Source organism: Ruegeria sp. AN6, assembly GCF_056540425.1.
Genome location: NZ_JBQFWR010000004.1, coordinates 224,290 through 246,952 on the forward strand (window position 1 = coordinate 224,290; position 22,663 = coordinate 246,952).

Consider the following 22,663-nt stretch of genomic DNA (forward strand, 5'->3'; position numbering starts at 1 on the left):
GGCGGGCTGCCCAGTTTTGGGCGGCCCATCTTCAATGGCTGCGCCACAGGGCGAATTTGATTCCGATATTGTCATTGGCTGAATTGCGTTCGGCACCCAGAATCCAGGTGAGGTTGCCTTTTTTCGGGCGATACATCAGCGAGGGACGTACCCGCCAATACCAAGGGCGATCTGAAGTATACGAGGTTTCTATCTGTAAGAGCGGGTCAATGCGTCGTCCCGAGGACAGGCCAGCCGTGAAATCCAGCTTGCGGATTAGAGCCTCATGCGTGCGGTTTTCGAGCACGGCGTCGATATTGATCCATCCGCCCCCTAATCCGGTTTGAATCCCTTTGCCATAAGAGAGTGTTGTTTTGTACATCGCCCAGGCATCGTATTGACGGTGATGTGTACCCACGCCAAACTCGGCGGCAAATCGGCCTGCTTGCCCGAGGTCAGCGACCGGAAAGCGGGCGAAAACCAACGCATGTCCATACAGATCCTGATGCTCTTCGGCATCGAGGCCTATGGTCAGTTTTGGTCTCAGCCCCCATTCGGCATAAAGCGCGGATTCATATTTGTAGATACCGTCATCTTCTTTGAAAGCGGTCACCGAGAGCGCGGTGAAGCTTGAGCCTTTTTCGCGCAGCCACGCCCCGGCCCAAGCCGGAGTGCTCACTAAAAAGACCAACAGATAGATGAAAAACTGACGCGCCATGCCTGCAGCATCGGCAGTCATGGTTAACGGATGGTTAGTAACTTGTTGAGGTTTGATAAAGTTTTTGAAACGCAGGGGCACTTAACTGCAGGAAATGGATTGCATTTCCTGAAGCTGTGCTACGCTGGGGGCAGCTACAAAGGAGAAGCCAGATGCCGCAGATTTCCAAAACCGACAGTTATCAGACCGTCATTACCACATTTGAGATGACGCCCGGAACCTGCCAGGATCTTCTTGAGGCGCTAACTGATGCTTATGCCGAATTCATCTCGAAACAACCCGGGTTCATATCTGCAGGGCTGCATGTGAATGACGCCCAGACCCGGATTGCCAACTACTCGCAATGGGAGCGGCGCGATGATTTTCTGGCGATGCTGCGTACGCCGGAAATGCGGGAACGAAACCGCCGCATCAACGAGCTGTGTAAGAGCTTTGAGCCGGTGATGTATGACGTTGCCGAAACATTCGGCGGTTCCTGACCTGAATCAAGGCGCGCTGTGGCGAGGCAGGGCAAGATGCTGGCGCAATCACGGAGGCACAAGCCATGTACCACAACATCCTTGTCCCTATTTCATTTGATGCCGAACGCGACAGTTCGGCGGCGATGAAACTGGCAAAGTTGCTGGCAACCCCACAGGCGCAGATCACTCTGCTGCATGTGGTCGAGCACATTCCGGATTATGCGATCTCATACATGCCGGCGGAATATCTTTCAGAGACACGCAAAGCGCTTCAGGCTGAGCTTGATACGCTGGCTGCTCGATTACCAAATGCCCAAGGACAGGTGATCGAAGGTCACTCTGGCAGAACAATTCTGGATTGGGCCGAAGTGAACAAGCCCGACCTGATCATTCTGGCCTCGCACCGGCCTGGCATGCAGGATCTGCTGTTGGGGTCAACCGCGACCCATGTGGTACGGCACGCAAAATGCGCAGTGCATGTGGTGCGGTGACGGAGTAGGTTTTTTTTAGCTCGGTATGGCCATGGCTTTGCCACATACAGGGTGTATAGCTGCCTCAATGACGACCGGAAATACAAATGATGAGATTGGCCTTAGTCCGCGGATGACAAGGCGGCAACGGCGTGCGGATGAGATGCGTCGGAAAGCTCTGTCGCCGCTGCGAATTCTGCTGATGGTGCTTGCGCTGCCGTTGACAATCGGAATGATCACGATCGGAGTGTATTTGCGCATCTCGGACTACGAGCGTCATGAGGCTGTGGTCCACCTGGTCGCGCTGGCAGGCTGTGACACGGTGCAGCGGCTTGTTCCGGGGCCATTTTTTGAAGGCCGGCCGGGCTATCACAAGCGAAACGACCCCGACGGTGACGGTGTTGCCTGCGGCACCCGTGGTCTGCAACGGCAACGAACGACTGCGATGCCGGGAACTACCGGGAACGCACCGCGGCAAACTCAGGCACCGCGTGAGCGAACCGTTGGAACCGCGAAGTTCCTCAAACCCTGATGATTATCCCTTCATGGCCTGCAATAACTCCAGCAGGCGCTTGCGGTCATCATCATTCGTGTAATCCCCAGTGGCCAGACGTTCCGCGATGCGCAGGCGCAGGCGTTCCTGCTGGGTGCGGACCTCTTCTCCCGCGGTTTCGGCCAGAGTTTTCATAATCATCGCCACCGCCTGCTGGCGCTTGGTGGTGGGATTGGCGATGTAGTCGACTAGGCTCTGTTGACCGGAATCGAGGATATTTTCGGCCAGATCACGCAGTTGATCGCCATTGGGCAGCAGCGGGGCAGGAGCGTCCGTGGGTGGCAGGATTTCCGGCACGCTGCGCGGGGTTTCGGCCAGCGCGTTCGCACCGTCAACAAAGGCTTCGGTGATCATCCGGGTGATCTTGATCGCGCGAGGATCCTTGAACAGGGCCGAGGCGATGGCCACGCCGTAATCGGTATAGACCCACGGATTAACCCGCCGGCCACCGCGGCCCTTGGATTTTGAAATCACATTCTGTGATTGCAAATCAGCAACCTCGGTATCGTTCAGCTGAAAGCGGTAGCCCTCGAACAGATCCTTGTTGCGCGAGACAGCCTGATTGAAAGCGCTGACGGACTTTCCGTAGAACTGCGCCAGATCCTCGGCCAGTACCACGCGGGTGCCGCGCACCCGGTGAATGGCGCTTTGGACCTCATGAGTGCTGGGCAGGGTGTTCGGGATCGTCATAGCATCCGTTTGGAATCACAATTTGTGATGTCAAACGTGGAGGAGAGCGCGCTGGGCTGCAACCTTGAAGTGTCGGTGTCCAAATGTGGTTGAGGCGTCAGGTTGAAAATGCCCTGATTCTTTAAGTATCAATGCGAGATTTCAGAACGCTGTGATACGTTGCGCGCGGCGCGGCCGTACCGGTCGCACCTTATGGCAATTTCGCCAGACGAGGGAGGACAGTCATGTTTGCACGTATTACCCAATACAAAATGAAGCCCGGCACGCGCGAGGCGGCGACGGCGAAGATGAATGATCTGAAATCCGAAATCATGGGCATGCCTGGCATACATAGTTTTACCAATGTGATGAACGAGGATGGCTCGGGCTATGTGATTTCGGTGGTGGAAAGCGAAGCGACCTCGAACGCGAACGCGCCCAAAGTGGCCGAGCTATGGGGCCATTTCGCCGAATTCATGGAAGGCCCTCCCTCTCCGGTTGGATATGATGTGATTGCCCATTGGGATAAGGGCTAATTGGCAGGGCGGGGTTTTCCCGCCCTCTTTTTGACGAGGTGAAGCATAGGGTTTTACCCTATCACGAGTTTGGGCTGCTTCGGAGTGATGGGGCGAAACTCCATTCTACGCTTGCTGCGCCGATCCTCGGTCAACACTACGCGGGTGCCGCGCATCCGGTGAATGGCGCTCTGGACTTCATGCGTGCTGGGCAGGGTGTAGGGTTTCGTCATGGCAACCGATTGGAATCACAATTTGTGATTTCAAACGTGGAGGAGAGAATGCTACGCTGCAGCCATGAAGTGTATGGCTGTCGTCAATCGAGACAGGACCTGAGCTAGCGTCAGCCGCTTGCCTTGCCCAAATAGGCAAGCCGATAGGCGAGCGCGACACCGCCTGCGCCTCCGACTACATTACCGACCGTGACCCAAAAAAGGTTGCTGATGGTGGCGCCCCAACCAAGTTTGGCACCTGCTAGTGCACCCTGAGGCAGCAGGTACATATTAGCGATCGAGTGTTCGAGACCCAACAGAACAAACGTCGCAATTGGCCAGAGTATTGCCATGACCTTTCCCACGACCGATCTGGCAGCGAAGCTCAGCCAGACTGCAAGGCAGACTAAGGCGTTGCACAGAATGCCTCGCATAAAGGCTTGCGTTGGAGAGAGATCAATCTTGCCATTTGCGATCGCTGCAGCAGTAGCCCCCATTGGTCCTTCCAGCAAACCGCTTGCAGCGCAAGCCAGGACTAGTGCGACGGCTCCGACTAAATTCCCGAGATACACGAATCCCCAGTTCCTCAACAGGTCACGCATCGAGATTTTTCGATCCACTGCCGCGATGGTCATCAGCGCGTTTCCAGTGAATAGTTCCGCCCCACCAACGACCACAAGGATCAGGCCCAGAGAAAACACCACCCCACCAAGAAACCGGGCTGGCCCAAATCCGGGATCCACGCCGGTCATAACCATAGTGTAGGCGGCCCCACCGAAGCCGATGAAGACACCTGCGAGTATTGCAAGTGTCAGCGTTTGAACGATGGAAAGATGTGCCTTTGCGACACCAGATGTTTCAACCAGTTCTGCAATCTGTGCAGGTTTGTAAGCGTCTATGCCGGTTGGATTGTGAGCCTTCATGCGTTGCACACTGCCAACATATTCATGTTTCGACATTGATCCGGATCAAGGCCACGCGACAAAGTACAGAGGTTCAGTCCAAGGCTTGTGCCAACTAAATAGCCAACTTGACCTCGACAGCCAATTTTATCCTACCGCTTCCGCCGCTTCACATTCCCACCCCGCTGTCCCGGCCTGCCAGCCGTTGACCGCCCACGCGATTTCACTGCGTCTTCCGAGGCTTTCTCGACCGCCCACTGGCGCGCCATCGGGTCGTCGGCGACAGCGAGGTCGACGGCTTCCAGACGTTTGATCTCATCCCGGATGTTGGCGGCCTCTTCGAATTCCAGGTTCTCGGCGGCTTTACGCATTTGCTCGCGCAACCCGTCCAGATGGGCCTCCAAATTCGCACCGTGCATCGGTTTGTCGATGGTGGCGGTGACGCGGTTCATGTCGACGTCACCTTCATAAAGACCGGCCAGAACGTCCTCGACATTCTTCTTCACCGTCTCCGGGGTGATGCCGTGTTCCTCGTTATAGGCGATCTGCCTGGAGCGGCGGCGGTTGGTTTCGTTCAGCGCGCGCTCCATCGAGCCGGTGATCTTGTCGGCATACATGATCACACGGCCGTCGGCGTTCCGCGCAGCGCGGCCGATGGTCTGGATCAGCGAGGTTTCTGAACGCAGGAAGCCTTCTTTATCCGCGTCCAGAATGGCGACCAGCCCGCATTCGGGGATGTCGAGCCCTTCGCGCAGCAGGTTGATGCCAACCAGCACGTCGAAAGCGCCTAAGCGAAGGTCGCGCAGGATTTCAATGCGCTCCAGCGTGTCGATGTCCGAGTGCATGTAGCGGACTTTGATTCCCTGTTCGTGCAGGTATTCGGTCAGGTCTTCGGCCATGCGTTTGGTCAGCGTGGTCACCAGCGTGCGATAGCCATCGGCGGCGACCTTGCGCACCTCATCCAGCAGATCGTCCACTTGCATCGACACGGGGCGGATTTCAACCTCAGGGTCTAGCAGGCCGGTGGGGCGGATCACTTGTTCGGTGAAGACGCCGCCGGTCTGTTCGATCTCCCACTTGGCAGGCGTGGCCGAGACGAAGACGGATTGCGGGCGCATGGCGTCCCATTCTTCGAACTTGAGGGGGCGGTTGTCCATGCAGGACGGCAGGCGGAACCCGTGCTCGGCCAGCGTGAACTTGCGCCGATAGTCGCCCCGGTACATGCCGCCGATCTGCGGCACGCTGACGTGGGATTCATCGGCAAAGACGATGGCATTGTCGGGGATGAACTCGAACAGGGTTGGGGGCGGCTCACCCGGCGCGCGGCCCGTCAGATAGCGCGAGTAGTTCTCGATCCCGTTACAGACACCGGTGGCCTCGAGCATTTCCAGATCGAAATTGGTGCGCTGTTCCAGACGTTGGGCCTCCAGCAGTTTGCCCTCGCCGACCAGTTGATCCAGCCGGATGCGGAGTTCCTTTTTGATCCCGATGATCGCTTGGTTCATCGTCGGCTTGGGCGTCACGTAGTGCGAATTCGCATAGACGCGAACTTGCTCCATCGTCGCGGCACGTTCACCGGTCAGCGGGTCAAACTCGGTGATGGTTTCCAGCTCTTCGCCGAAGAATGAGAATTTCCAAGCACGGTCCTCAAGGTGGGCGGGCCAGATTTCCAACGAGTCGCCACGTACCCGGAAGGACCCGCGCTGAAAGGCCTGATCGTTGCGGCGGTACTGCTGGGCAACCAGATCGGCCATCACCTGCCTCTGGTCATACTCATGGCCGACCTTCAGATCCTGAGTCATCGCCCCGTAGGTTTCCACCGAGCCGATACCGTAGATGCACGAGACCGACGCGACGATGATCACGTCATCACGCTCCAACAAGGCCCGCGTGGCCGAGTGGCGCATCCGGTCGATCTGTTCGTTGATCTGGGATTCTTTTTCTATGTAGGTGTCTGAGCGCGGCACATAGGCCTCGGGCTGGTAGTAGTCGTAGTAGGAGACAAAGTATTCGACCGAGTTCTCAGGGAAGAAGCCCTTAAACTCGCCGTAAAGCTGAGCCGCCAGCGTTTTGTTAGGGGCAAGAATGATCGCTGGGCGCTGAGTCTCTTCAATCACCTTCGCCATGGTGAAGGTTTTGCCCGTCCCGGTTGCCCCCAAAAGAACCTGATCACGTTCCCCGTCATTTACACCGCCTGTCAGTTCCTTGATCGCCGTTGGCTGGTCGCCAGCCGGGGCGAATTCGGTGTGCATGACAAACTGCTTGCCGCCTTCCAGTTTCAGGCGCGCGCGCACGTCTTCGGCGGTTAGCTGGGTCTTGTCGGAATGGGCGTAGGGCATAGGCAGGCTCCGGATCAGACCTCTACATTTGTTCTTATTTTGTCCAACTGCAAGGGCTGATCCGGTCTGGGAACCTCTGATTCAGTAATAGGCGGGTTCAGCATCCGGTATGTGATCCGAATTCACCTTGTTGGCCAGTGCCTTCAGGTTGCTGTCAAGAACCTTCGACATCATCATTTTCATCAAGGTCTGCCCTAAAAACCAGCCGAGGGGGCCATATTTCACGGCATAATCGATGCTCCAGATCACCCGGGTGCTAGCCCCGTCCAGCGGTTCGATTGCGATCGTGGCATGCGCATCGGTTAGGGGCATCGCTGTCATATCGGACAGGCGCACGCTGTAACCTCGGTTGGTGTCCCACTCTGTCACCTCTTCGACCAAAGAGGTTCCGTTCTCAAAGTAACAACGCCGCTTTGACCCAATGCCATTTGCCCCATGCGTCAGGGCCTCGACATATGCGATCTGTGGGGCAATCTCGTCTATCTGCATAAACCGGCTGAGTACCGCCCAGATGGCTTCGGGGGTCGCGTTGATTTCAAGGGTTCGTTCATAATGGATCATCTGCTCAATCCTTTGGCTGATCTTTCGAAAATCATAGGCGTTGCCAATGACAGTTCCTGTCATCAGGATGTTGTTGCAGCCCGCGACAATTGTCATCTTGTCCCGGGCCGCGCTCTGACGCATAAACAAGCCCACCAAGTGAATACGGAGAGGCGACATGCGCGCACGGATTTACCAGCCTTCGCGAAACGCGATGACCTCAGGGACGGCCAAGACCCGCAAGTGGGTTTTGGAATTCGCCCCTGCTTCGGCGCGCGAAGTTGATCCGCTGATGGGCTGGACCTCGTCCAATGACACGCAAACCCAGGTGCGTCTGAAATTCGACTCCAAGGAAGAGGCGTTGAACTACGCCAAGGACAACGGCATCGATGCACAGGTGAGCGAACCGCACAAGCGCAAGCCGAACTTGCGGGCCCGCGGCTATGGTGAGAACTTTGCCACAGACCGGCGCGCGCCCTGGACTCACTGACAAGGCATCCTGAATGATCGACATCCGCGAAGCCGATCCCGGCGCCGAGGAAATGCGCGCCATCATTCAAGCCCATTTCGCGCATAGCGCAGCAGCTGGCCCTGCCGAAAGCAATCACACAATGGATGCAGGCTCACTTGCCGCCACCGGAGTGCGATTTTGGGCGCTTTATGAGGACGGCCGCCCGTTGGGGTGTGGCGCGCTAAAGGCATTGCCCGACGGCACCGCCGAGGTCAAATCGGTGCATATCTTGGCCGAGGCACGTGGTAGGGGGCTTGCGAGGGTGATGATGAAACATCTTGCGCAGATCGCGCAAGATGAAGGACTATCTGCGTTGGTTTTGGAAACTGGCGCTGACCATCTGCAAGGCTATGACGCGGCGCGCAAGCTATATGAATCGCTGGGGTATTCATATTGCGGTCCGATTGTAGGCTATGAAAACGACCCAAACAGCACCTTCATGCGCTTGGCTCTTGAACCCGCCCGCTAAAAGCCGCAAGAAGGGCTCAGCGGTCCCTTAGCTCAACTGGATAGAGCAGCTGACTTCTAATCAGCAGGTTGAGGGTTCGAGTCCTTCAGGGATCGCCACTCCATACCTTCAACACTCAGTACCCGAGGCCGATCCGGATACTTTTGCGAACCTTCGGGTTGCGGATGAAAAATCCGTCGTATCGGTATGAGATATGGCTTGAGTTAGAGAACGCATTACGACCTGAGTTTAGACAAAATTACGCCCAGAATAGCCAATAGCCGACGCAGAGAAAGTGACGGAATACGGACTGGGATCCAATGAAAAAGATTGCTCTTCTTCTTGCCTTTTTGCCTGCGGCTGCATTTGCCGAAGAGCGCGTGTTTGAATGTGACGCGCCGGATGCACAACATCCGGAAATGGCAGCCAAACTGGTTAAATATGACGGGCAGCAAAAGGGCCACATTACAATAGGTGACATCGACAAAGACGTGGATGTGTTCCCCGGCCTCGACACTTTGACCTACCTGTATATTGGCGATGGCTACACACTGCACTACAATGTACACCCGGAAAAAGGCACCTTCGACTACTCGGCTTCAGGCAGTAAATCTGGCTGGGGCAAAGGCGCGTGTCGGGAAATTACCGGGCATTAATTGATTTGAACCGACGGCGCGACCAAGGCACTGATATTGGCTCGCTTTTCGATAGTTCAGGTGTTCATCGCCTTCCAATTCCGGTTGGTGGCGAAATAGCTATCCCTCAGCAATCCAAAGATAGGGGATCCAAGAAATGAAATGCAAGTTCTTGTCTGTCCTCACTTATCAAGCAATAGAGAGCCAATCCAAGAACTAGTAACGTAATTAAGCACCAAGGCGGAACTTGGTCGGTGTCATCCCGGTTTGACCTCGGAAGAAGCGGGTGAAATGGGACTTGTCGGAGTAGCCGAGCATCAGGCCGATCTCCGCTATTGTCATCTTGTCTTCTCGGAGGTGCTTCTTAGCGACATCGACACGCAGCCGTTTGATCTCACGGGGTAGCGTCGTGCTTTGTTGCTGAAGCGCTTTCAGAAACCGATCCGGCTGTATTCCCAGCAATCCAGCCACCCGCTCTGATCCCAAATCGGTTTCGTCCAGTTTGTCGCGTAAGACAGATCGCAAAGCAGCTACCACGGTCACTTCTTCATCTTGTCGAGGCGAAGCCAATGGTTTGGTCGAGCCTTCAGAGACGTGGAGCAAAAACAACCATTCCACAGGAAAACTAATCTGCATTCCGGGATCAGTCCCAAGGCCAACCTCGATCCCCTTGTAGTTGATAGGCAGGCCAGTGATGTATCTGCTTTCCCATCGAACACGGGAAGGGTTCCAGGAGTCTCCGACGACTGTCTGCAATAGGCGTACGTAGATTGCGGCTCCAAAAGCGGTAACCTGAACCGGTGGGACAGTCGGTTCCTGTTGCCTCTCGATTCGATAAGTCGCCCTGTCAGCTTCAATGACAAGGCTGTGCCGCACAGAGTTTGACTCCTGCGGTACAAGCCCAACAAAACGGGCAAAAAACTCGAACAGACTCGTTGTCGATTGCAAGGCTTGAGCGAACGGAGGCCATCCTTGCAGGTCAAATGTTTCTCCGACATGCAGGCCAAGGTATCGATCACCGGACAACTCTGAGAAAGTATTCACCAAGCCGTAAACCAACTCTGAGTGTACAAATACGGATGGGTCAGACAGCAGCTCGGCCTTCAAGCCGACCTGGTCCAATGCTGATTGCGGATTGATTTTACGTTCGGTCAGATATTGCAGGAACGGAGCGGCTAAAGAGAGGCGAATAAAGCCCTCGCTATGCTCTTGAGAGGTGGAGTTGAAAGGCAAGCCCGTCACCCTTGTTTAGATTAGTTTTCCGCAGTGGCCAGTTTTTCAATCACATTCGAACATCTTAACTCAAAAGTGGCAACCGAGCCAAGGTATTCCAGACTACAGTTTGTAAAACATGAATATGAAGGGAGTACTTATGTCTGATCTACGATTGTCCCTTTGCTCGACGGTAATTGTCGCTGCAGCTCTTTCTTTTTCAACGTCCGTGCAGGCTCAGGATCAAGAAGAACCCCAAACGCTATTTACCAATGTGCATGTTTTCGATGGCGTGAATGAACAGCGTATCGAGAATGCCAGCGTATTGGTCGAGGGTAATCTGATTAAGGCCGTCTCAACCGATGCGATCGATGCCCCCAATGCGACAGTCATTGATGGAGAAGGACGGACATTGACCCCCGGCTTCATCGAAAATCATGCACACCTTATGCTGCCTGGGCCGACATTACCCGCAATGGAAGCCAACAGCACTTGGGAAGACCTTGCGATACACGGCACTCAAATGGCTGAGATGTACTTACTGCAAGGCTTTACTACCGTAAGAGATGCAGGTGGCGCTAATGGAGGTCTTCGTCGCGCAATCGACAGCGGGACCATTGCCGGGCCGCGTTTCTACCCTGCGGCTGCATTTCTCAGTACGCGTGGTGGCCATGCAGATTTCGCCAACTTTACAGCGCCTGTTGGCCAGTCTTCAAACTTCAGCCGCCTGAATATGGCCCAGGAAGTCGACAGTGTCTCCGAAATGTACAAATTTGCTCGTAACAACTTCCGGATGGGAGCAACACAACTGAAGTACATGCAATCAGGCGGTGTAGTTTCAGCGTTTGACCCGTGGCAGTTGTTGGCTGGATCGACGGCAGAATTAGAAGCGGCCGTGCAGGTTGCAAACGAATACGAAAGCTACGTCATGGCCCATTCCTACCGAAAGGAAACTATCATGGCGGCTCTGAATGCTGGTGTGCGATCAATTGAACACGGCTTCATGTTCGATTGTGAAATATCAGCGCTGATGGAAGAGAAAGGAGCCTACATCACAACCAATCTCACCGCATTTGATCCAAATCTCTTTGATATTCCTGCCATTCGAGATGTCCCAGCCAGCTTACGAAAGGCACAGTCCGCTACGCAGGCTTTTGGCGACTACATAAAAAACATGAATGAGTGCCCAGCCAAAAGAGGGTTTCACACGGACTGCGTAGGTTCTGTGGCAGCCTGCAATATTCAAATTGCCTATGAAAAGCATCTCAATAATGAGTTCTTTGGTTCCCACGCCTCTTTGGTCGCAATGACATCTACTGGCGGTGAAATCGCCGCTTTGTCCGGGTCGTTCATGAACCCCTATCCTGAAGGCAAACTGGGCGTTGTTGAGGAAGGAGCCTATGCGGATATCCTGCTGATCGACGGCAATCCACTTGAAGACTTCTCGGTTGTTGGAACGGGTGATCAGTGGTTCGGTGCCGACCCAAGGCCTGAAAGCCCAGATACGATCCGACTGATCATGAAGGATGGTGTGATATACAAAAACACACTGGATTGATCGAAAAATGTAGACAGAGTTTGCTCATGCCCCATTGGTCTCGTTTCGTCATTCTCGCAGGGTTGTTCTGGTGTGGTCATCCTGCCATGGCGGCGCCTGGAACCGTGTTGGATTGGTCTGACCTGCCTGATCCGTCTGTGCAAGTCTTTGAAGACCCCTATCGTGATCTGAGCGCAGAACAGTTCGACGATGTCCTTTACGTCGTTCGGCTGCGCGGCAGATTGCAGCGGGACGTTGGCAGCAATGAAGAAAGGCAGAAATGGCAAGAGCTTCTGACCGAGACTGAGGACGCCTTGGCGGCAAATGGTATTGATGTCGACTGGCTGCTCGATCAGCGAGAGGCTGTGAAGGAACGGCGAAGAAAAGCAGGAACAATCGGAAATCCGCAATTCGACGGTCAGATAGTTACATTGACGGGCTTTGCCATTCCTGCCTCGAATGATCCTGACGGTCGGCCTGTGGCGTATTTGGTGCCAGAACGTGGGATGTGTAGCCATATGCCTCCACCTCCGCCCAACCAAATGATCCGTGTACGGCTAAATGGGGACTGGACGCCCAGCTACTTCCACGAACCCGTTCGGCTGACTGGCACGCTGACTATCGATCCTTCTGTTCAGAATATGATGGTTGTGGACGGCCTCATGCCAATGAATGCGACATTCCAGTTGGAGACGGAGAGGGTCGAGACTCTGGAAACGGAGGCAGACAGGCTGGAATGGAAACAGCGCGCCGCTGATCGTATCCGAGCGGCGGGCAATCGCAAGACCGGTGGGGCAAGGGCGTCTGAATGATAAGACTTCTGGTTGCCGCATTGAGCATTACCTTCGCTGGCGCAGCGTCGGCTCAGGGACTGTCCGGACCATCTTCGGTCGAAGCTGATCTTGCGCCCGGAGATGGGCTGACCGACCCACAATATCGTTCCGATTTTCCGCGCAGTATCGCTCCGGGTTGGTTTCAGTGGAAAGATCGAGTAGCCGAGGAAGGATTTCGCTTCAACATTGATTACTTGGCATTGGGCCAATCCACAAATGCTGATCTGGGAACCGGCGAAGCGGCCAGTGGGATTGCGCGTTTCTACGGTAGTTGGCAGGCAACTGAACGCGGCTCTCTGACATTCAAGATCGAAGATCGACACAGCTACACCAATGTCGCCCCACAGTTTTTGGGGCTGGATGGCGGAGCCCTTTCAATCACGGGAACAGCCTTCAACGATAATGGTCTGCTGCTGACCAATCTGTTCTGGACCCAAAGGGCCGAGAACGGTTCGTGGACGCTGCAAGTTGGCCAGATTGATGTAACGGACTTTGTGGATATCTATGGGTTGGTAAGCCCCTACAGTGGTTTTCAGAACCTGTCTTTTAACACCAATCCGACTATGAACACACCCAATCAAGGCCTTGGCATCGCCGGTGGGGTAAAGCTGAGCGAAAACTTCTACGCTGTTGCGAGCGTCTCAGACGCAAACGCCGACCCGTCTGATCCAAACTTTGATGTGTTTAGCGATGGCAATCTCTTCAAGTCACTCGAACTTGGTTACACCTCTGGCTTTGATCGCATTTACTTCGACAATATTCACCTGACCCTTTGGCATGCGGATGCAGCCGACGATGGCAGCCGCCCTGAAGATTATGGGGCCGCGTTCTCAGCGGCTTGGTTTGTTGGCAATACATGGATGCCATTCTTTCGGGCAGGGGCATCAAAAGGGACAGCGGCGCTTTACGATCGGTCGGTTTCTGCGGGTCTAGGATATTACGGTCGCAATACCGATCTGGCCGGGCTGGGCCTGAACTGGGCCGAGGCAAGAGGCATAGATGGTGATCAATTCACTCTGGAAGCATTCTACCGGTTTTCAATCTCGCCCGGACTGCAGATCACGCCATCACTGCAGTTCATTTCTGACCCGCTGCTGAACCCCACCCAGGATAGCATTACGCTGTTCGGTCTAAGAACCCGGATCGTTTTCTGACGGGTTCGAATGTGGCGCTAACAACAAAACAGTTAGGGAGGTTCTGTCATGAAGACCCTGTTGGCCGTAAGCGCTATCGCGATCACTTTTAGTGGCGCACTACACGCGAGCGAAGAAAGCAAGACATGGGATGCGTCAGAAGAGGCGAAGCAATTCGTGCAAGACACAATCGTCCTCGGCATGTTGGCCAGCCCCTACGGCACTGGTTGGACCGACTACGACCAGCTTCATACTTACTTCGCGCGTGCTCGGGACAACGGCATTACGGGGCACGAAATGACGCTCGCGGCAGCAGATATGACTTTTGAAACCCTGCTTGAACAGCATTATCACTTTCGCTCGGCAATGGCGCAACAACCGGAAAACTACCTGATCGTCAATGAAACCCGAGATATCGAAGCCGCCCATTTACAAGGCAAGACGGCCGTCATCTGGAACAGCCAAACCGCCACAATCCTGAACGGTGATCTTAAAAAAATGGCATTGCTAAAGGATATGGGGATCAAAAGTATGATACTGGCTTACAATGACATTTTCCGAACCGGATCGGGGCAGTTGGCGGCCTATAACGGGCGCGACATTGGTCTGACGCCTTGGGGGAAGTCGGTCATCGATGAAATGGTACGGTTCGGTATCCTGCTCGATCTAAGCCACACGGGTTCAAAAACGGCCGACGACGCCATGAACTATATGGATGAGACCTATCCTGCGTGCCTTATGTCTATACGCACTCTGTCCCAGCTGGGCTTTATGCGAACGAACCTAACGCCACGCCACGTGGATGCTATCGAGCCATTCCGGACGACGAAGCGCTACGCGCGGCCAAATCGGGCGGTTACATTTCTCCGACCTTCACCGAATGGATGATGGACGGCGTTTGGCCCGAGGATATCTCGCCCAAGCAGGCTGCTGATATGATCGACTACTATGTCCAACTTGTCGGGATCGACCATGTCGGGATCGCAACGGACGACATGTTTTCGACCGAGCTTGTTGTACAGTTCGCAACTGCAAACGCGAGCATGTACGATGATGGCGGCTACATGATCGACGCGTTCAACAAAGGAGCCACCGGTAACGGCGAACTTGCCAAAATCCTTGCGGCGATTACCGATGACCTTTGGGCGCGAGGCTACTCAAACGAGGACCTTGCAAAGATTTATGGTGGCAACAAGATGCGAGTTTATGCGCAAGTTTGGGAAGGCAAACCGCCTGAGCAATTCCTGCAAGAATACCCCGAGCGTCTGCGCTTGAGGCAAGAACTTCGTGATGGGTTCTATTCGCGTTGATCCGCCCGTGTATTTTTCCAGGGCCCAAATCAGCTCTCTTGGAGAATTCTTTTCCCATCAAAGGTGGTAAAGGCGCAGAGAAGACAGCTTCACGCGCAGGACAGCAAACCGGAGCTAGCCAACAAAATTCTTGGTACATCGCGGGGGAAAGAGTGGTGGGTGATGAGAGACTCGAACTCCCGACATCTTCGGTGTAAACGAAGCGCTCTACCAACTGTTACACAGACGCTCCGCTGTCTGAGCTAATCACCCGTGACGGATTGTGCGTGTTTTCCCAAAGCATCAACTGCAGTTTTCTCAGGTGAACCCTCGTGGTTCGAGTACGACACTTACTGTAACGGAATCAGAGGTCAAGTCGTTACATGTACGGGTAGGTGGATTACCATTCGATCTGTGAACGGCTGTCGGTGTAGTTGTTGCCGATGATGTGGCTCGTCAGGGTGCTGAGGATAACAAAACTGTAGATGTGACTACGCCGCAGGGATGTTGAGGGTCTATGAGAGACATTTGATTGTCCTACCAATAGTAGGGCTAGTAACCTCCCGAGTTAGCTCCAAAATCAACGGTCTCCCGTTCCATTTTTGAGACCTGCCTTCGCACTATTGACCAATAGAGTTCGTCAATCTGATCCCTGTCCATTTGTGCTAGCCTAGCCTCAGAGATACCACGAATTAGTGAGACTACGTGTATCTTGTCGGCAAGTGTAAAACTGTCGAAATCTGGGATGTATGTGGTCCCCTCCCGATTATAGCGGACTTCTCGATAGGCTTTCACAAAAGTCTTTCTTCGATCTGTCATGTGGGCCATCCCATATTCGCTCATCTTCTTCTTCAAGAAAGCGTCCATACGGAATAGCTGTCCCATGTCAGTCGATTGTCTGAAAAAGAAGATCCAGCCGACGGAACGTTCTTCGAACCTGCACCCGGTCACAATCAGATTTAGTTTCCACAGTACTTCTTCCGTTGTTGCGGTGCCTTTCAGTGTCCTGAGGCATCCTACAATCGCACGGAACATTTTCTTATAGGATCGATCTCTTATGCTTAACCCAGACCGTCTTATTCTGTACCCAAGGTAGTCCGTACCGGCTTCAACATGGGATATCTCGGTCTTACCACTTTCCTCTTCAAGCGGGTGTGTTTCTAGTTTGAGCTTTTCTGAAAGATGGGTGCTCACTTCGGAGTGAACGTCGGAAACCGTTTCCGAGTCAGCCAGTATCAAAATGTCGTCGACATACCGGAAGTAGTTAAACTTGAGATCAAAGGTGAAATCAAAGTCACGCAAATAGATCATCGAGAGAATATTTGAGATACTTAAGCCTTGTGGTACTCCAATTTTCCGCTCTTCTTTTTCAGCAAATCCTATCGGTGTTGTAATTGCTTGGGAAACCAGTTCGAGTGCTGGAGTATCCGATACTCGAAGGGCAAGTTGGTCGAGCAGTATTTCGTGGACTATACTGGGGTAGAAGTTAATTACATCCATCCTCAAGAAACGGTCGTTGGGTGACGCCTCGCTTGCTGCATATGCGACGCGCTTATCGACCCTCTCGGTAGGTTTTACCTGATGTCCTCATTACGTGGCTTAGGTCAGCGTTTAAGAGGATGATCCAAGCCACTGCTTCTATAAAGTTGTCCTCGGCATACTCTAAGTGATATTGAGGAAATCCTATCTAAGTTGCCTCTGCTTAAGAGATTTCTTCGATGTGACTGCTTGCCTCTATATAAGGGTGTCGACGCTTTATCGTTCTAACAACCCCAATTTGGTGGGGGTCGATGTGGCAGTTTTGAATGTTTGCTGGCTTCGATTGCTGCTGTGATTGCGTTCTCAACAGCAGCGTTAAGTTCAGCCCAAGTGATCGTTTCATTGGGCTTGGAGTTCTCTTCAAGCTCCCCAATATTGGTTCGGGGTTGCGGTTCTTTTGGGTATCGATCACCTAGACCGTACCAAGGATGACACGGAGGTCGCCCAAGGTTTTCCTCTTCTATTAAGGGTGTCGACGCTTTTTGCTTTGATGATTGGAAGCCTTGCCCTTGGTCATCACTGGAGCCGTCCTTTAAAACTTCACCGGTAGCGGGATCAGGAACGAGCCCCTTAACGACACGATCAACTGACGACCGCCAAGGAGAACTGAGGGTATAGCGATTAGCTGCTTGAGCAATCGTGCAGTAGACGCTTGGTCGCTTTCGGTAGAACAACCAACGCTCTTCAGGATTGGGTTTCAACAGCTTCGGAGTGGTGAGAATATCTCTTATGATCGGAGAGTCGCCATTCCTAGCTAGCTGGATTATCCTTTCAATGTATCCCAACCGCTCTTCAGGTGGCAGTGTGTACAACCTTTCTGACATCCTCAGAGCGAGTTCAAATTTCTCTTCCTGTTGCCTCGCCTTGTCGTAGCTGGACTTTGCGTTGGAAGGTGTGTGTTGTCGTTCTCTACGTTTGCTTTCAGCCTTACGACAACGAGCAGAACAATATTTCTTGCTCTTTCGGAATTTGAATAGAGACCCACAAGCAAGGCAAAGGGTGTGTGACGGCAAAAGGCTTTCGCCCTCCACCAGAGGTTCAATACGTGTGTTCATGTACTAGAAGTTCTTTTGATGCGATTGGAGGTTGGTTTTGCTTCCGCAAGAGGCCGTTTAGAGACCTCTGCAAGCAGCTGTTCTCAGCTATCTGGAAGTTGGTCCCGTATCTTAACGGTACAGTTGGAGACCCCTAAGCGCTGGGCATTACAGGGGTAGCCGCTTCGCGTTTGCTTTCTTAAATTGTCCGTTTGGAACCCCCTGCCAAAAATGCTCTCGTCGGCATCAGGAATGCTGCTACTAGGATCACCGTAGAGTCACACAAAGAGGGACTGAGAGCTTCAAGCGGCACTTAATGGGGGGTACCCACCTCAGCCACCAACATCTCTTCCGAGGAAATCATTTTGGTTCTCCCTTGGACTGATCCAAAGAAGCTGTGTCCTCAGAGGCAGATAGCACCAAATCCACAAGATGTGAAAAAGAGCCGCTAGTGTTTTCCACTGCGGCCCATAGTTTCGAAAATAGTGAAGGATGGTCAGAGCGCGTATCATCCGCCGATGATTTGTCTCTAGAGTCAGCACCAAAAAACGAAGCCTTTCACTTTCTGAGACAAAGCGGACCTTGGTTCGGAGTGTAGTGAGTGACCGCAACGAGCCCACTGCGGACGCTGTGGCGAGGCTGTAGGGAGGCTGTCATTTGGTGCGAAGAGGGCTCTATTGGGTTCAGAAAATTGTTGATGCTGCGCTGACTTGATTTGGGGGATGCATGACCAACCTTGATGATTTTGAAAAGATGGAGCGCGAAGGCTGGGCCAATCCAGCTATCGTTAAAGGTTACGCAGATGGGTTCAACCGAGCTACGCTCCTTGTTGCGGAGATGCTTTCGGACGCGGTGTCGGCTGGACCAAAGCTAACAGTTCTTGATCTTTGCACTGGGCACGGTGTTGTCGCTGCAGAGCTTTCGGCAAGAGGCGCTTCTGTAACTGGGCTCGACTTTTCTGCGGCCATGATATCCCTTGCTCAGACTGCTGTGCCAGGCGCTTCCTTCATTCGAGGGGACGCGATGTCGATGGACTTTGCCGATAACAGCTTTGACGCTGTCACTATTGGTTTCGGTGTACCGCACTTTCCCGATCCTGAACGCGGTTTGGCGGAAGCGGCAAGGGTATTGAGACCAGAAGGGCGTATCGCGTTTTCAATCTGGAAAGGGAAAGGATCAGATGGTGCATTCGGTTGGTTGTTCGATGCGGTTGGACGACTGGGCGACCCCTCTGTAACACTACCTTTTGGACCAGATGCTCATATGCTTGCCAACCGTTTTTCTGCTGAACCTATGGTCACCAACGCGGGATTTGCAGAGGTTCAGTTGTTCGATGTGCCGTCTGAATTGCATGTACAGCAACCTGAAGATTTGTTTGATGCATTTGACCAAGGTGCCGTTCGCGCGGCATCACTGTTGGGATCGCAGCCAGCTATGAAGCGAGATTCAATTCGCTCTGATTTGGCAGAACGTGCTCGCACTCTAGGCACCATGCACAATGGTGGCTTTCTTGTTCCGGCTCCGTCTGTCATCATTTCGGCCGTTCGCCGCTGATTTTTTCAAACCTTTGGTGATTACGCACGCTCTCCGAACGGCAGCTTTGTCCACTTACAGCAGACGTTCGCCCAAACTCTACGAGCGACCGCTTCGAGCCTATAATTCCAGATGCTGCATCTTGCACGAGTGACTTCGAAGCACTGATTGCCACCGTTGGCCTGCCAAAGGACGGCCCAAACCGGCCTTTGGCTGCCACACTCGGTTGCTGCGTTGCAGCCCGTCAAAGCTGCCGTTCGCTGCGCCTGCGAGATATGCTGCAGAGCGAATTAAAGCAAAGCGCAACAATGCTGGCCTTCGCTGCAGAAGCAGTGGAACGCCCAATGACGGTTTAGTTTGGCGCTGTTACACCTTCGAAAATGGCCAAATCACAGGATGCAACCCTGTCCAGTATTTCTTTGTATGGACGATGTTCCGGTCCAAGATAGTAGTCTTTGGCGACCTCTTTGCTGGGAAATTCCATCAAAATCAGGCGTCCTTTGGGCAGGTTTCCCTCGATCACTTCAAAATCCTCAGTAACAGCAAGAGGTTTACCGCCATATTTGAGCAAAATCGCGTGCGCCTCCGGAAGATAGTCTCGGGCGTGTGTTTCTGCATCTTTGACGCGGAGGAATGTCAGCATGTAGGCGGGCATGGTTTAATCCTTTGAAGGCCGGTGTATCTCTGGCTCACAAGCTGAACATTGGTTACAAAACATCAAGTAGGTACCTCGAGGTAACCATTGGAAAAGTGGAATGCGCCCGATCAGCAAAGAAGAATACGACCTGAAATGCTCCACGCGTCAGTTGTTTGAGCTAATGTCGGAGAAGTGGGTTCCAGGGTTGATTTATACGCTTTCTCTTGGCCCCCAACGCCCCGGAAAGTTAGCAGGGCGGTTGCAGGGCATTTCAAAAAAGATGCTGACGCAAACCCTGCGCAATCTCGAAGACTGGGGTGTAGTTAAGCGTACGGTCTATGATGTGGTCCCGCCCCATGTGGAATACTCACTGACGTCGTTGGGGGAAAAGATGGTGGAGCCAATTGCGCTAATCCACGGCTGGGCTCAGCAAAACCGAGAAGACATTGCCAAAGTGTTTGCCCAACGGCAGGCTTCCAAGGAAACTTGAAGTCTATTCAGTCTTATCGTTGCTTATTAGCCGAGAACGTAGGCACATGCGGCCAATGTCCGGTCGCGCGCTATCCTGGATCAGTATTTCCCGTGTCTGAAGAAAATGGCTGAAGTTGTCAGGCATTCCCCGGTTCAGTCGGCTCGAATGCCAGGGAAGTGGTCCACCAGGAAATCGATCAAAACCCGCACCCGCCGCGGCAGGAAGGTTGTTTCCGGGCGTAGAATGAAGATCCCACCGCCAGCGTCTTGTTCAGTGAAATCAGTTAACATCGGCACCAGGTGGCCATTTGGCAGGTCTTGGGAGATGAGAAACTCTGGCAGCCAAGCAATGCCTCGCCCCGCGCAGCACGCTGCGTGGAGAGCTTCAAGACTGTTGCAAATGAAGCCGGGGCCAAGCCGCGCATGCCTGTGTGGTGCTCGGGCAAACCCCCAATCCGAAAGGTGCATCTCATGGCGCAGGCGCAGACATTTGTGTGTGGTAAGCTCTTCCGGTCGCTGAGGGGTGCCATGCTGTTCGAGATAGGCAGTTGCGGCACATGGTACTCGCCGGTTGGTCATCAGTTTTCGAGAGACCAAGGACGAGTCGCGTAAGACACCGCTGCGGATCGCAAGGTCAAAACCTTCTCCGACCAAATCGACCGATTTGTCGGTCAGCAGCAATTCGATCTCAACCTCCGGATGTCGTTCCATGAATTCGATCGCAAGGGGAACTACATGCAGGCGACCAAGAGCCGCGGCGCTTGTCACGCGGATTGTGCCTCGCAGCCTGTCGCCATCATCTGCAATATCCTCTTCAAGCGCTGTCAGGCGAGCAAGAAGACCCCGCGCTTCCTCCACATATCGCTGTCCTGCATCGGTCAAGGCCATGCGCCGGGTTGAGCGGACAAGAAGCGGCACCCTCAACCGCTCTTCCAGCTGGTGCACCCGTTTACCCACAGCGGACGGGGTGTATCCCAACACTCTGGCGGCGGCTGAGAAACTGCCGTGATCAACAACGGCCAGAAGGATCTCGATTTCTGTCTTATGTGCCATCTGTTCCAAATTCTCTCAAGACGTGATCCAAGTAGCCATCTTACCATACAAAGTGATCCAAAGTATCTCAGGTGGAGATGAAAACTCCAAGGAAAACTGCTTTGAACACCGCTTCGAACATCTCCCTTTTCTCGCCACTCACTTTGCCGAATGGGCGTTTATTGAAGAACCGGATCATCAAATCAGCGATGTCGGATTCGTTGGCGGATGGCCAGGGAAACCCAACTCCTTCTCAGATGCGGCTTTATGAACGCTGGGCTGAAGGAGGGCTTGCCGCGTCGATCATCGGCGAAGTGCAGGGTGATCCGAGGTACCCCGAGAAACCGGGCAATCTGGTTCTGGATGATGCAGCCGACTTGAAAGCGTTTCGCGACCTTGCGCGGCGCGGGTCGGCTAACGGAGCCCAATTGTGGATGCAGCTTGGGCATGCTGGGGCAATGGCTCATCTTCCGATCAGCAAACCCAGAGGGCCAAGTGCCATCGACTTTCCTGATTTCCGCAGCGAAGCCATGTCAATCGCCGAGATAAGGGCCGTCCCAGATTGTTTTGCCCGCACCGCACTGTGTGCGGTGGAATTGGGATTTGGCGGCGTGCAAATCCATGCCGCACATGGCTTCCTCCTGAGCCAGTTTCTGTCGCCACTTTTTAATCGCCGAACTGATGCCTATGGCGGTTCGATAGAGGCGCGGATGCGGCTACTCATTGAAACAGTCGAAGCCGTTCGCGCGTCGGTCCCATCCGACTTTGTGGTAGCAGTAAAGCTGAATGCAACCGATCAACTCGACGGAGGCTTAACGGAAGACGAAGCACTCGAAGTCGTTGCAGGCCTTGAAGGCAAGGGGGTCGACCTTCTGGATATCAGCGGCGGAACCTATTTCCCCGGGGCACCTTCCAGCTCGGAACGCGCCACGAAGGGTCCATACTTTGTCGAATTTGCACGCGCTGCGCGTCGACTGATATCGGTTCCACTTATGGTCACCGGAGGCTTCAAACGTAAAGAGGAGGCTGAAGCTGCAGTCCGGTCAGGGGATGTGGATGTCGTGGGAGTGGCACGGGGTATTGTCCTTGATCCCTCCTTGCCCGCAAAATGGCGGACAGGTGAAAATGATCCCGCTTTCCCTCGCTTCGCCACCTTGCCGCCCGGAGGTATGACTGCTTGGTTTACCATGCGCATGACCGATCTCGGAGAAGATCGAGAGGATCAAGTTAACCGGGGCATCAGTGAAGCTATTACAGAATATGAGAAACGCGATGAATTGCGTGTCGTTCAGTGGAAGAGAAGGTTTTCTGTTCCGTAAGGTGTTCCAGCCCTGTAAGGGCGATTTTCCCCAAATCTGTCATTGACTCAATCTGCAGCGAAAGGCAGGCAACCACCCAATCTCAGGTGCTTCGACGGCCCATTCCTGCCGTTGGCCAAGAACCTTCATCGCTGCATTGCGG

24 protein-coding genes, 2 tRNA genes and 2 pseudogenes are annotated in these 22,663 nt (G+C 53.8%); 16 read left to right on the forward strand and 12 right to left on the reverse strand.

What is annotated here, in order from left to right; all coding sequences use genetic code 11:
• Positions 1–31: 31 nt before the first annotated feature.
• The gene (locus ACR0MQ_RS09590) at positions 32–718 is read right to left on the reverse strand and encodes a hypothetical protein (RefSeq protein WP_480607640.1); all 687 of its coding nucleotides are present in this window, start codon (positions 716–718) and stop codon (positions 32–34) included.
• A gap of 131 nt (positions 719–849) precedes the next feature.
• Between ACR0MQ_RS09590 and ACR0MQ_RS09595 the strand changes: the two genes are divergently transcribed.
• The 3 genes from ACR0MQ_RS09595 to ACR0MQ_RS09605 all read left to right on the forward strand — a co-directional run bounded on the left by ACR0MQ_RS09595 (position 850) and on the right by ACR0MQ_RS09605 (position 2,160).
• Positions 850–1,176 (forward strand): antibiotic biosynthesis monooxygenase family protein, encoded by a 327-nt coding sequence (locus ACR0MQ_RS09595; protein WP_170474493.1) that lies wholly within the window; start codon positions 850–852, stop codon positions 1,174–1,176.
• A 65-nt stretch (positions 1,177–1,241) separates the two neighbouring features.
• Positions 1,242–1,649, forward strand: coding sequence for a universal stress protein (locus ACR0MQ_RS09600; RefSeq protein WP_010442458.1), 408 nt, complete (start codon positions 1,242–1,244; stop codon positions 1,647–1,649).
• A 67-nt stretch (positions 1,650–1,716) separates the two neighbouring features.
• Positions 1,717–2,160 carry an excalibur calcium-binding domain-containing protein gene (locus tag ACR0MQ_RS09605; RefSeq protein ID WP_480607643.1) on the forward strand — a complete coding sequence of 148 codons (444 nt, stop codon included), beginning with the start codon at positions 1,717–1,719 and terminating at the stop codon, positions 2,158–2,160.
• Positions 2,161–2,163: 3 nt separating this feature from the next.
• On the opposite strand, the gene ACR0MQ_RS09610 is transcribed toward ACR0MQ_RS09605, so the two are convergent.
• Positions 2,164–2,871, reverse strand: a complete 708-nt coding sequence (locus tag ACR0MQ_RS09610) for an ORF6N domain-containing protein (RefSeq protein ID WP_480607646.1) — start codon at positions 2,869–2,871, stop codon at positions 2,164–2,166.
• 224 nt (positions 2,872–3,095) lie between these two features.
• Here ACR0MQ_RS09610 and ACR0MQ_RS09615 point away from each other — a divergent pair, with 224 nt between their 5' ends.
• Complete coding sequence (locus tag ACR0MQ_RS09615) at positions 3,096–3,386, forward strand: hypothetical protein (RefSeq protein ID WP_170474503.1); 291 nt, start codon at positions 3,096–3,098, stop codon at positions 3,384–3,386.
• A 53-nt stretch (positions 3,387–3,439) separates the two neighbouring features.
• On the opposite strand, the gene ACR0MQ_RS09620 is transcribed toward ACR0MQ_RS09615, so the two are convergent.
• The 4 genes from ACR0MQ_RS09620 to ACR0MQ_RS09635 all read right to left on the reverse strand — a co-directional run bounded on the left by ACR0MQ_RS09620 (position 3,440) and on the right by ACR0MQ_RS09635 (position 7,502).
• Positions 3,440–3,598 (reverse strand): hypothetical protein, encoded by a 159-nt coding sequence (locus ACR0MQ_RS09620; RefSeq protein WP_480456253.1) that lies wholly within the window; start codon positions 3,596–3,598, stop codon positions 3,440–3,442.
• A gap of 110 nt (positions 3,599–3,708) precedes the next feature.
• Entirely contained in the window at positions 3,709–4,536 is an 828-nt protein-coding gene (locus ACR0MQ_RS09625; RefSeq protein ID WP_480607649.1) for a formate/nitrite transporter family protein, read from the reverse strand.
• 95 nt (positions 4,537–4,631) lie between these two features.
• The gene (uvrB, locus tag ACR0MQ_RS09630; protein WP_170544395.1) at positions 4,632–6,818 is read right to left on the reverse strand and encodes an excinuclease ABC subunit UvrB; all 2,187 of its coding nucleotides are present in this window, start codon (positions 6,816–6,818) and stop codon (positions 4,632–4,634) included.
• A gap of 81 nt (positions 6,819–6,899) precedes the next feature.
• Positions 6,900–7,502 (reverse strand): SRPBCC family protein, encoded by a 603-nt coding sequence (locus tag ACR0MQ_RS09635; protein WP_480607653.1) that lies wholly within the window; start codon positions 7,500–7,502, stop codon positions 6,900–6,902.
• A 34-nt stretch (positions 7,503–7,536) separates the two neighbouring features.
• Between ACR0MQ_RS09635 and ACR0MQ_RS09640 the strand changes: the two genes are divergently transcribed.
• The 4 genes from ACR0MQ_RS09640 (at position 7,537) to ACR0MQ_RS09655 (ending at position 8,973) form a co-directional block, all read left to right on the forward strand.
• A complete protein-coding gene (locus tag ACR0MQ_RS09640) occupies positions 7,537–7,848 on the forward strand; it encodes an ETC complex I subunit (protein ID WP_480607656.1) in 312 nt (103 codons plus the stop codon).
• A 13-nt stretch (positions 7,849–7,861) separates the two neighbouring features.
• Positions 7,862–8,338, forward strand: a complete 477-nt coding sequence (locus tag ACR0MQ_RS09645) for a GNAT family N-acetyltransferase (protein ID WP_480607659.1) — start codon at positions 7,862–7,864, stop codon at positions 8,336–8,338.
• A 21-nt stretch (positions 8,339–8,359) separates the two neighbouring features.
• A tRNA-Arg gene (locus ACR0MQ_RS09650) sits at positions 8,360–8,436 on the forward strand.
• Positions 8,437–8,637: 201 nt separating this feature from the next.
• Entirely contained in the window at positions 8,638–8,973 is a 336-nt protein-coding gene (locus ACR0MQ_RS09655; RefSeq protein ID WP_170771803.1) for a hypothetical protein, read from the forward strand.
• 207 nt (positions 8,974–9,180) lie between these two features.
• Here the strand turns inward: ACR0MQ_RS09655 and ACR0MQ_RS09660 are convergent, their stop codons facing one another.
• Positions 9,181–10,185 (reverse strand): AraC family transcriptional regulator, encoded by a 1,005-nt coding sequence (locus ACR0MQ_RS09660; RefSeq protein ID WP_170781158.1) that lies wholly within the window; start codon positions 10,183–10,185, stop codon positions 9,181–9,183.
• A gap of 139 nt (positions 10,186–10,324) precedes the next feature.
• Here ACR0MQ_RS09660 and ACR0MQ_RS09665 point away from each other — a divergent pair, with 139 nt between their 5' ends.
• The 5 genes and pseudogenes from ACR0MQ_RS09665 (at position 10,325) to ACR0MQ_RS09685 (ending at position 14,977) form a co-directional block, all read left to right on the forward strand.
• Positions 10,325–11,722 carry a metal-dependent hydrolase family protein gene (locus ACR0MQ_RS09665; RefSeq protein ID WP_480607664.1) on the forward strand — a complete coding sequence of 466 codons (1,398 nt, stop codon included), beginning with the start codon at positions 10,325–10,327 and terminating at the stop codon, positions 11,720–11,722.
• Between the two features lie 26 nt (positions 11,723–11,748).
• Positions 11,749–12,513, forward strand: coding sequence for a DUF3299 domain-containing protein (locus ACR0MQ_RS09670; RefSeq protein WP_480607667.1), 765 nt, complete (start codon positions 11,749–11,751; stop codon positions 12,511–12,513).
• The gene (locus tag ACR0MQ_RS09675) at positions 12,510–13,688 is read left to right on the forward strand and encodes a carbohydrate porin (RefSeq protein WP_480607670.1); all 1,179 of its coding nucleotides are present in this window, start codon (positions 12,510–12,512) and stop codon (positions 13,686–13,688) included. The genes ACR0MQ_RS09670 and ACR0MQ_RS09675 overlap by 4 nt, the downstream gene beginning before the upstream one ends.
• Before the next feature lie 180 nt (positions 13,689–13,868).
• Positions 13,869–14,315 (forward strand): annotated as a pseudogene (locus ACR0MQ_RS09680) (membrane dipeptidase); the annotation flags it as partial.
• 83 nt (positions 14,316–14,398) lie between these two features.
• The gene (locus ACR0MQ_RS09685) at positions 14,399–14,977 is read left to right on the forward strand and encodes a membrane dipeptidase (RefSeq protein WP_480607673.1); all 579 of its coding nucleotides are present in this window, start codon (positions 14,399–14,401) and stop codon (positions 14,975–14,977) included.
• Between the two features lie 153 nt (positions 14,978–15,130).
• Here ACR0MQ_RS09685 and ACR0MQ_RS09690 read toward each other — a convergent pair.
• From ACR0MQ_RS09690 to ACR0MQ_RS09700, 3 genes and pseudogenes are all read right to left on the reverse strand, one after another.
• Positions 15,131–15,229 (reverse strand) — tRNA-Val (locus tag ACR0MQ_RS09690).
• A gap of 279 nt (positions 15,230–15,508) precedes the next feature.
• A pseudogene (locus ACR0MQ_RS09695) lies at positions 15,509–16,477 on the reverse strand (reverse transcriptase domain-containing protein); the annotation flags it as partial.
• Between the two features lie 242 nt (positions 16,478–16,719).
• Positions 16,720–17,550: a hypothetical protein gene (locus ACR0MQ_RS09700; protein ID WP_170771722.1), complete on the reverse strand. Its 831-nt coding sequence runs from the start codon at positions 17,548–17,550 to the stop codon at positions 16,720–16,722.
• 705 nt (positions 17,551–18,255) lie between these two features.
• Between ACR0MQ_RS09700 and ACR0MQ_RS09705 the strand changes: the two genes are divergently transcribed.
• A complete protein-coding gene (locus ACR0MQ_RS09705) occupies positions 18,256–19,083 on the forward strand; it encodes a class I SAM-dependent methyltransferase (RefSeq protein ID WP_480607676.1) in 828 nt (275 codons plus the stop codon).
• Positions 19,084–19,414: 331 nt separating this feature from the next.
• Here the strand turns inward: ACR0MQ_RS09705 and ACR0MQ_RS09710 are convergent, their stop codons facing one another.
• Positions 19,415–19,717, reverse strand: a complete 303-nt coding sequence (locus tag ACR0MQ_RS09710; protein ID WP_170771790.1) for a DUF1330 domain-containing protein — start codon at positions 19,715–19,717, stop codon at positions 19,415–19,417.
• Between the two features lie 100 nt (positions 19,718–19,817).
• Between ACR0MQ_RS09710 and ACR0MQ_RS09715 the strand changes: the two genes are divergently transcribed.
• Positions 19,818–20,189: a winged helix-turn-helix transcriptional regulator gene (locus ACR0MQ_RS09715; protein ID WP_170771788.1), complete on the forward strand. Its 372-nt coding sequence runs from the start codon at positions 19,818–19,820 to the stop codon at positions 20,187–20,189.
• A 134-nt stretch (positions 20,190–20,323) separates the two neighbouring features.
• Here the strand turns inward: ACR0MQ_RS09715 and ACR0MQ_RS09720 are convergent, their stop codons facing one another.
• The gene (locus ACR0MQ_RS09720; RefSeq protein ID WP_170771786.1) at positions 20,324–21,223 is read right to left on the reverse strand and encodes a LysR family transcriptional regulator; all 900 of its coding nucleotides are present in this window, start codon (positions 21,221–21,223) and stop codon (positions 20,324–20,326) included.
• Positions 21,224–21,324: 101 nt separating this feature from the next.
• Between ACR0MQ_RS09720 and ACR0MQ_RS09725 the strand changes: the two genes are divergently transcribed.
• On the forward strand, positions 21,325–22,521 hold the full coding sequence (locus tag ACR0MQ_RS09725) for an NADH:flavin oxidoreductase/NADH oxidase family protein (RefSeq protein ID WP_480607681.1): 1,197 nt from the start codon (positions 21,325–21,327) through the stop codon (positions 22,519–22,521).
• Positions 22,522–22,663 lie beyond the last annotated feature (142 nt).